The organism is Actinomadura sp. NPDC048032, assembly GCF_040653175.1.
GTDB classification, from domain to species: domain Bacteria; phylum Actinomycetota; class Actinomycetes; order Streptosporangiales; family Streptosporangiaceae; genus Spirillospora; species Spirillospora verrucosospora.
Genome location: NZ_JBEZJP010000395.1, coordinates 1 through 7840, shown reverse-complemented (window position 1 = coordinate 7840; position 7840 = coordinate 1). Strand labels below are relative to the sequence as shown.

8 protein-coding genes are annotated in these 7840 nt (G+C 73.5%); 6 read left to right on the top strand and 2 right to left on the bottom strand.

Annotated features, from left to right (window positions below; all coding sequences use genetic code 11):
- From AB0C69_RS34175 to AB0C69_RS34150, 6 genes are all read left to right on the top strand, one after another.
- The coding region (locus AB0C69_RS34175; RefSeq protein ID WP_360359133.1) for a helix-turn-helix domain-containing protein at window positions 1-921 on the top strand (921 nt) is incomplete at its 5' end.
- 98 nt (window positions 922-1019) lie between these two features.
- Window positions 1020-2324, top strand: a complete 1305-nt coding sequence (locus tag AB0C69_RS34170) for an erythromycin esterase family protein (protein WP_360359130.1) — start codon at window positions 1020-1022, stop codon at window positions 2322-2324.
- A 27-nt stretch (window positions 2325-2351) separates the two neighbouring features.
- Window positions 2352-3140 (top strand): DUF427 domain-containing protein, encoded by a 789-nt coding sequence (locus tag AB0C69_RS34165; protein ID WP_360359127.1) that lies wholly within the window; start codon window positions 2352-2354, stop codon window positions 3138-3140.
- Between the two features lie 69 nt (window positions 3141-3209).
- Entirely contained in the window at window positions 3210-3839 is a 630-nt protein-coding gene (locus AB0C69_RS34160) for a LysE family translocator (RefSeq protein WP_360359124.1), read from the top strand.
- A gap of 49 nt (window positions 3840-3888) precedes the next feature.
- A complete protein-coding gene (locus AB0C69_RS34155; protein WP_345183782.1) occupies window positions 3889-4593 on the top strand; it encodes a Crp/Fnr family transcriptional regulator in 705 nt (234 codons plus the stop codon).
- A gap of 35 nt (window positions 4594-4628) precedes the next feature.
- On the top strand, window positions 4629-5195 hold the full coding sequence (locus AB0C69_RS34150) for a TetR-like C-terminal domain-containing protein (RefSeq protein ID WP_360359121.1): 567 nt from the start codon (window positions 4629-4631) through the stop codon (window positions 5193-5195).
- Here the strand turns inward: AB0C69_RS34150 and AB0C69_RS34145 are convergent.
- Both AB0C69_RS34145 and AB0C69_RS34140 read right to left on the bottom strand, forming a co-directional pair.
- On the bottom strand, window positions 5187-6857 hold the full coding sequence (locus AB0C69_RS34145) for a ubiquinol-cytochrome c reductase cytochrome b subunit (RefSeq protein ID WP_360359118.1): 1671 nt from the start codon (window positions 6855-6857) through the stop codon (window positions 5187-5189). The genes AB0C69_RS34150 and AB0C69_RS34145 overlap by 9 nt on opposite strands.
- A gap of 151 nt (window positions 6858-7008) precedes the next feature.
- Window positions 7009-7650, bottom strand: a complete 642-nt coding sequence (locus tag AB0C69_RS34140) for a hypothetical protein (protein ID WP_360359115.1) — start codon at window positions 7648-7650, stop codon at window positions 7009-7011.
- Between the last annotated feature and the right edge of the window lie 190 nt (window positions 7651-7840).

Below are 7840 nucleotides of genomic sequence, written 5' to 3'. Positions count from 1 at the left end.
GCCCGGCTGAGCGGCCGGGCGCTGGGCCCGGTGGAGGCCGGCGACGTGCACGCGCCCGCGCACGCGGTGCGGCGCAGCGCCCTGCAGATCGCCCGCGACACCCGCGAGTGCTACAAGCTCGGCCTGGTGCTGCGCGGCTCGTGCGTGCTGCGGCAGAACGGCCGCCGGGCCGTGGTCGGCGCGGGGGACGTGGTGTTCTACGACCTGACCCGTCCCGTGGAGATCTCCTTCGACGCCCACCACATCTTCACCGTGGTGATCCCGCACAGCGCCGTGCCGCTGCCGCGGGAGCGCCTCGCCGCGTTCGGCGGCACCCTGCTCGGCGGGCGGGCCCGGACCGGGCGGCTCGTCTCGTCCTTCCTCGGCGCCCTGGCCGAGAGCGGCGCCGAGGAAGGCGAGCGCGGCGCCGCCCCGAACGGCGCCGGGCCCGCCACAAGTGGTGCCGCGGCGGGCGACCCGTTCGGCGGGGCGTCCGACGAGATCTACGCTCACCACCTCGGCGGGGCCCTCGTCGAGCTGGTCACCGGCGCGGCCAGCGAGTGGCTGGGCGCGCCCGCGTCCCCGTCGCCGGAGGGAGCGGAGATGCTGCGGGCGATCGAGGAGTGGATCGAGGCGCGCCTGCACGACCCGTCGCTGAGCCCCGCCGCGATCGCCGCCGCGCACCACATCTCCGTCCGCCAGCTCTACCGGGTGTTCGCGCCGACCGGGACGACCGTCGCCCGGTACGTCCGGACCCGCCGCCTGGAGCACTGCCGCCGCGAACTCGGCGACCCGTTCCTCGGCACGCAGCGGATCGGCGCGATCGCCAACCGCTGGGGCCTGCCGGACGCCGCCGCCTTCAGCCGCGCGTTCCGCGCCGCCTACGGCCAGACCCCCAGCGACTACCGCGCCCGCACGACGGGCATCCGGCGGGACCCCTGACACGCCCCGATCCCGGCCGGCGCGCTTCGCCTCCCCGAATCCCGGGAAGGCGAAGAGAAGGACCTGGACGCGACGGAGGACGCGAGGGGGACGTCGCCATGCGAGGCCGGGAAGGGCGCGCCGCGGCAGACGTGCGCGGAGCCGCGCTGCCGCTGGAGTACGCGGAGGATCTGGACCCGCTCCTCGACCGCATCGGGGACGCCCGGTGCGTGCTGATCGGGGAGGCCAGCCACGGGACCCACGAGTACTACGCGTGGCGGGCCGCGCTGACCAGGCGGCTGATCGCCGAGCGCGGGTTCGGGTTCGTCGCCGTCGAGGGCGACTGGCCCGACTGCCGCCGGGTCGACCGCTGCGTGACGCTCGCGCCGGGGGCGCACCAGGATCCGAGGGCCGCCCTGAACGCCTACGAGCGCTGGCCGACGTGGATGTGGGCCAACGAGGAGACCGTCCGGTTCTGCCGGTGGCTGCGCGACCGCAACGCGGGCCTTCCGCCGGCCGAGCGGGCCGGCTTCCACGGCCTGGACGTCTACAGCCTCTGGGACTCGCTGCGGGCGGTCGTCGACTACCTGGCGGCGCACCGCCCCGAGTACCTGGACACGGCGCTGGAGGCGTACCGCTGCTTCGAGCCGCACGGCCACGACCCCCGCTCCTACGGGTGGAACGCCGCCCTGGTCCCGGGAGGCTGCGCGGCGGAGGTGCTGGAACTGCTGGCCGCGCTGCGCCGCCCGGCGCTGCCGGGGGAGGCCGGCGACCCGGAGGAGGAGTTCGACGCCCGGCAGAACGCCGAGGTGGCGGCGGGCGCCGAGCACTACTACCGCACCATGCTGGGCGGCGGGCCGGAGTCGTGGAACGTCCGGGACGTCCACATGGCCGACACGCTGGACCGGCTGATGGACTTCCACGGCGCCAAGGCCGTCGTGTGGGCGCACAACACCCATGTGGGCGACGCGCGGGCGACCGACATGGCGGGCGCCGGGATGGTCAACCTCGGCCAGCTCGCCAGGGAGCGGCACGGAGCCGACGGCGTCGTGCTGGTCGGCTTCGCGGCCGGCCCCGGCGAGGTCGTCGCGGCGCCGGCCTGGGGCGCCCCGATGGAGGTCATGCACGTCCCGCCGCCGGCGCACGGCTCGCTGGAGCAGGTGCTGGCGGAGTCGGAGCTGCACCGGGCGATGTTCATCGTGCCTCCGGAGCGGGAGAAGCCCGACTTCTTCACCGGCATGCTCGGGCACCGCGCGATCGGCGTCGTGTACGACCCGGACCGGGATTCGCGCCACTACGTCCCGACACGGCTTGCCGATCGCTACGACGCGCTGGGCTGGTTCCGCGCCACCTCGGCGCTCCAGCCGCTGCACCTGGAGGCGGCGCGCCGTGGTGAACTGGAGACGATGCCGACCGGTGTCTAGCAGTCAGGCAGTCTGAGGAGCCGCGCCATGTCCCTGACCATGCAGCCGGGCCCGCTCGCCGGTTCGCCCGGCGACGAGGTCAACTTCACGATCGACGGACCGGCGCACCGGTTGTTCATGCACGACTTCCCGCGCCGGGTCCGCGCCCGCTTCGCGGGGGAGACGGTGCTGGACACCGAGCGAGGGAAGCTGCTCCACGAGACGGGGCTGCTGCCCGTCCTGTACGTCCCCGAGGAGGACGTGCGCACCGACCTGCTGGAGAAGACCGTCCACACGACGCACTGCCCGTTCAAGGGCGACGCCGCGTACTGGACGGTGCGGGTGGGCGACCGGGCGGCCGAGAACGCGGTGTGGGGGTATCCGGACCCGAAGCCGGAGGCGGCGTGGCTGCGCGGGCACAGGGCCTTCTACTGGAACCGGATGGACGCCTGGTTCGACGAGGACGAGGAGGTCCACGGCCACCTGCGCGACCCGTACCACCGGGTCGACGCCCGCGCCACGTCCCGGCGCGTGCGGGTGCTGCTCGGCGACGAGGTCGTCGCCGAGACCGGGCGGGCGAAGCTGCTGTCGGAGACCGGGTTGCCCAACCGCTACTACATCCCGGCCGAGGACGTCCGCCGCGGCCTGCTGACCCGCAGCGAGAAGCGGACGTTCTGTCCCTACAAGGGCGAGGCCGCGTACTGGTCGCTGGCCGGCGCCGAGGACGCCGCCTGGTCGTACGAGGAGCCCCTGGAGGACGCCGCGAAGATCGGCGGGTACCTGTCCTTCGACCACGAGGCCCTGACGATCGAGACGCGGCCGTCTCCGGCCGCCTGACGCCCGCCCGGGGCCGGGGACGCCGTATTGCGCTCGCGGAGCGGCGGCCTCCTGCCGCATGATTTCGGCATGGTAGATACCTCCCTTTATGCGGCGTTCGTTGTCGCCGCGTTCGCGCTCTGCGTCACCGCCGGCCCCGACATGATGTTCATCGTCGCGATGGGCGGGCGCGGCGGCCCGGTCACGGGCCTCATGGCGGCGGCGGGCGTCGCCACCGGCGCCCTGACGCACGCCGTCGCCGCGACGCTCGGCCTCTCCGCCCTGTTCACCGCGCTGCCGGCGCTGTACCACGTGCTGCGCTGGGCGGGCGCCGCCTACCTTCTCTTCCTCGCCGTCAGGTCGTTCCGGGACCGCGGCGAGCCGGGGGAGGAGGGTGCGGCCCCGGTCGGCCCGGGACGGCTCCGCGCGTTCTGGCAGGGCGTCGTCACGAACCTGCTGAACCCCAAGGTGATCCTCTTCAACATCGCCTTCCTGCCGCAGTTCGTGAACCCCTCCGTGGGGCATCCGATGGTGCAACTGCTCGTCCTCGGCGTCACGCTCGTCCTGCTCGGCCTCGTCGTGGACGCCTGCGTCGGCCTCCTCTCCGGCCGCCTCGCGAACCTCCTGCGGCGCAGCCGCCGCGTCGCCCGCGGCCTGAACATCTTCAGCGGAACCGTCTTCACGGGGCTCGCCGTGCGCCTCATGGCCGTCCCCAAGTGAGGGCCTGCGGGTTTACAGTTCTGGTAACCCTGAGCAAAGGAGGCGGCTGTTGGTTCCGTACGCGGCGTCCTCTCCGCCTTCCGCGTTCTGGTCGGCGCTCGAACCCGCGCAGCGGACCGCGCTGCGCGACGCCGCGCGTCCCCGCACGTTCCCGGTCAAGGCGCCGCTGGTGTACCAGGGCGACGAGTCCGACCATGTGATCATCATCGAGCGGGGCTGGGCGAAGGTGACGTCCGCGACCGAGGACGGCCACGACGTGGTGCTGGCCGTCCGCGGCCCCGGCGACCTGCTCGCCGAGAGCGCGGTGCTCGGTGGGCGGCCGCGCGCCGCGACCGTCACCGCGCTGTCCCCGATCCGCGCCCTGGTCGTGCCCGCGGCCCGCTTCACCGGGTTCCTGGACGCGCACCCGGACGTGTGGATGCTCGTCACCGGCACCTTCGTCCAGCGCATGGACGACTCCGACCGGCGGCTGACCGCCCACATCACGAGCCGGGGCCCGGAGCGCCTGGCGGCCCTGCTCGCCGAGCTGGCGGAGCGCTCGGCCCAGCACGCCCCGCCCGCGCCCGACGGCTCGATCGAGATCGGGCCGCCGCTGTCGCAGGAGGAGCTCGGCAGCTGGATGGACGCCTCCCGGGAGACCGTCGCCCGCGCGCTCAGCGGGCTGCGCCGCGAGGGCCTGATCCGCACCGGCTGGCGCAGGATCACCGTGGTGGACCTGGCCCGCCTCCGCGCGTTCGCCAAGGAGCAGGACTGACGGACCGCCCGTCCTCCCGCCCTAGGATTCCGGGCATGAGCGGCGACGGCTACCACCACGGCAACCTGAGGCGGGCCGTGCTCGACGCCGCGATCGAGGCGATCGCGGAGGCGGGCCCGGCCACGTGGAGCCTGCGCGAGCTGGCGCGCCGCGCCGGGGTGTCGCACGCCGCGCCCGCGCACCACTTCGGCGACAAGACCGGCGTGCTGACGGCCGTCGCCGCCGAGGGGTACGCGCTGTTCGCCGACGCCCTGGAGGCCGCCGGGAACGACCTGCACGGCGTCGGGCTCGCCTACGTGCGGTTCGCCGTCGAGCACCGGGTCCACTTCGAGGTCATGTTCGCGCCCGCCCTCTACCGCCCGGACGACCCGGAGGTGGCCGCCGCGCGCGACCGCGCCGGGCGCGTGCTCGCCGAGGGCGTCCGCGGCGCCGTGCCCGGCCGCCCCGCGGAGGACCGGACGGCCGGGATCGCCGCCTGGTCGATCGTGCACGGTTTCGCCCACCTGTGGCTGAGCGGCGCCCTGCGCGACCTCGGCGACGACCCCGTGCGGGCCGCCGGCCCGGTCATCCGCCTCCTGTTCGAGCGCCCCGGGTCACCGTGACGCGACCTCCTCCTCGATCGCCGGCCGCTCGCCGTCCGCTTCGACCGGGGCGCGTTCGGGGACGACGGCAAGGTCGGCGCGGAAGCGGCGGTTGAGGGCGGCGCGCACGCGCCCTCGGGCGGTGCGGCCGCGGGGGCTTTCGACGTCGTCGACGGGCGGCGGGACGTCCAGGTCGGCGGCGGGCGCGGGGCGCGGATCGGTGATCGCGGCGATCGCCTCGTCCGGGAGCGGGCGCTCGACCTCGCTGAACCCCCCGTCCGGCGACTGGCGGACGATGCCGGTCTCCAGCCCGTGGTGGGCCAGGCCGAGGTCGCGGCGCTGCAGGCCGACGCAGAGCCGGTAGGTGACGGCGTAGGCGAGCACCGGTCCGAGGACGATGAGGAACCGGAAGAACCACGTCGTCCAGAACAGCGGGACGTCGAACTTGTCGGAGAGGACGTCGTTGCCGCCCGCGAGCCACAGCCCCCCGTAGAAGACCACGCCGCCGACGCCGATGCCGGTGCGGGCCGGGACGTCGCGCGGCCGGTCCAGCAGGTGGTGGATCTGCGAGTCGCCGGTCACCCAGCGTTCCAGGAACGGGTAGACGGCCAGCCCGGTGAACAGCAGCCCGGGCACCACGAGGGCGGGGACGACCACGCTCATCGCGACGGTGTGGCCCCACACGTTGATCTCCCAGGACGGCATGACCCGCAGCGCGCCCTCCAGCCAGCCCATGTACCAGTCGGGCTGCGACCCGGAACTGATCGCGCCGGGGTCGTAGGGCCCGAACAGCCAGATCGGGTTGATCTGGAAGAACGCGGCCAGCAGCGTCGTCACGCCCAGCACCCACAGGAAGAACGCCGTGGTCTTGGCGATGAAGACGGGGAAGAACGGGTAGCCGCGGACGGTCGTGTTCGAGCTGCCCTTGCCCGGGAACTGCGTGTGCGTCTGCCGCCAGGTCAGCACGACGGCGTGCAGCGGGATCAGCGCCGCCAGGATGCCGGGGATCAGCAGCACGTGGATGACGTACAGGCGCGGGATGATGTCGGTGCCCGGGTACTCGCCGCCGAACAGGAACATCACCGCGTACGAGCCCACCAGCGGGATCGACGCGAGCACGCCCTCCAGGATGCGCAGGCCCGTCCCGGAGAGCAGGTCGTCCGGCAGGGAGTAGCCGAACAGGCCGTTCAGCATCACGAGCATGAACATGGCGATGCCGATCAGCCAGTTCAGCTCGCGGGGCTTGCGGAACGCTCCGCTGAAGAAGTTGCGGAGCATGTGCACGAGGATCGCGCCCATGAAGATGAGCGTGGACCAGTGGTGGATCTGCCGGACGAGCAGCCCGCCCCGCACGTCGAAGCTGATCTTGAGGGCGGAGGCGTACGCCTCGCTCATCTCGACGCCCTTCAGCTTCGTGTACGAGCCGTTGTAGACGACCTCGTGCATGCTCGGCTTGAAGAACAGCGTCAGGTACACCCCGGTCAGCAGAATGATCACGAAGGAGTACATCGCGATCTCGCCGAGCAGGAAGGTCCACTGGTCCGGGAACGCCTTGCGCAGCGCCTTGCGCGCGAATCCGGTGGTGCCGAACCGCTCGTCGAGCGCCCTCGTCGTGACGTCCAGTGCCCTGGGCGGCCTCCGCGTGCCGGCCCGCGCCCCGCCGGGCGCCCTCGTTCCCGCCATCGTCCGCATCCCTCCGTCGCGCTGTGGCAGTCGCGCTTCTGGGCATGAGACCGACGCAGACACCGCGAATGTGACATGTCGGAATGTGGACCGCGTCACATGGCGCGGTCCACCGTGCGGGGTCCCGGCGGGACGGGACCGGCGGGCGGGATCAGCGCGCCCGGACGGCGAGGCCGCCGCGGCGCAGGTAGCGCGGACGCCAGCGCGCCCGGTAGCAGAGCCGGATCGGCGGAGGGAGCAGCCCCAGCACGGCGCGGCGGGTGCCGTCCGGGGCACCGTCGAGCAGCCAGGGCAGGAACACTCCGAGCCCGCGCAGCCCCAGCTCGCGGCGGAGCTCCACGTCGAAGGTGCCCCATTCGAACGGGGTGAGGGTCTCCTGGATGAGGGGCAGGACGTTGGACTCCTTGAAGTCCAGCAGCGCGTCCACCGAGGCCCGCATATCGCGCGCGTACGCGGCGAACGCGTCGCGGTCGCGGTGCTCCAGCGCGGCCTCCACGCCGTCGATCGGCGGGACGGCCTTCAGGGCCAGCGACGCCATGGCGTCGAGGACCACGCCGACCCGCCCGGGCCCGTCGGCGTCCTTGGCGTACATGACGGTCCAGAGGGCGTTCTTCTCGGCGCGGTCCTGGAGGCTCCAGTGGGCGGTGAACAGGGCCCAGCGGTCCGCCGCCTCGGCCCATCCGAAGGCGGTGCCGGGCCGGCCCGCCGTCTCCAACCGGGCGGCGTCGCGGCGGAAGGCGCCGTAGGCGGCGTACAGCATCGTCAGGTCGAATCTCCTCGCCACGCTGTCCATGCCGCCTCCCAAGCTCTCCGCGCCCGTGCCGCTCACAGAGAAGATGGACCGGACGCGTCCGAATGTGACGCGATGCGGAGCCCGACTTTCTGTGATCTGCCCCACGGGCGTCGGGATATGCGGAGGACGGGGCGGCGCACACCGCGGAGGCGGCCGGGATCACCAGCGCGCCGCACTGCGGTCGGAAGCC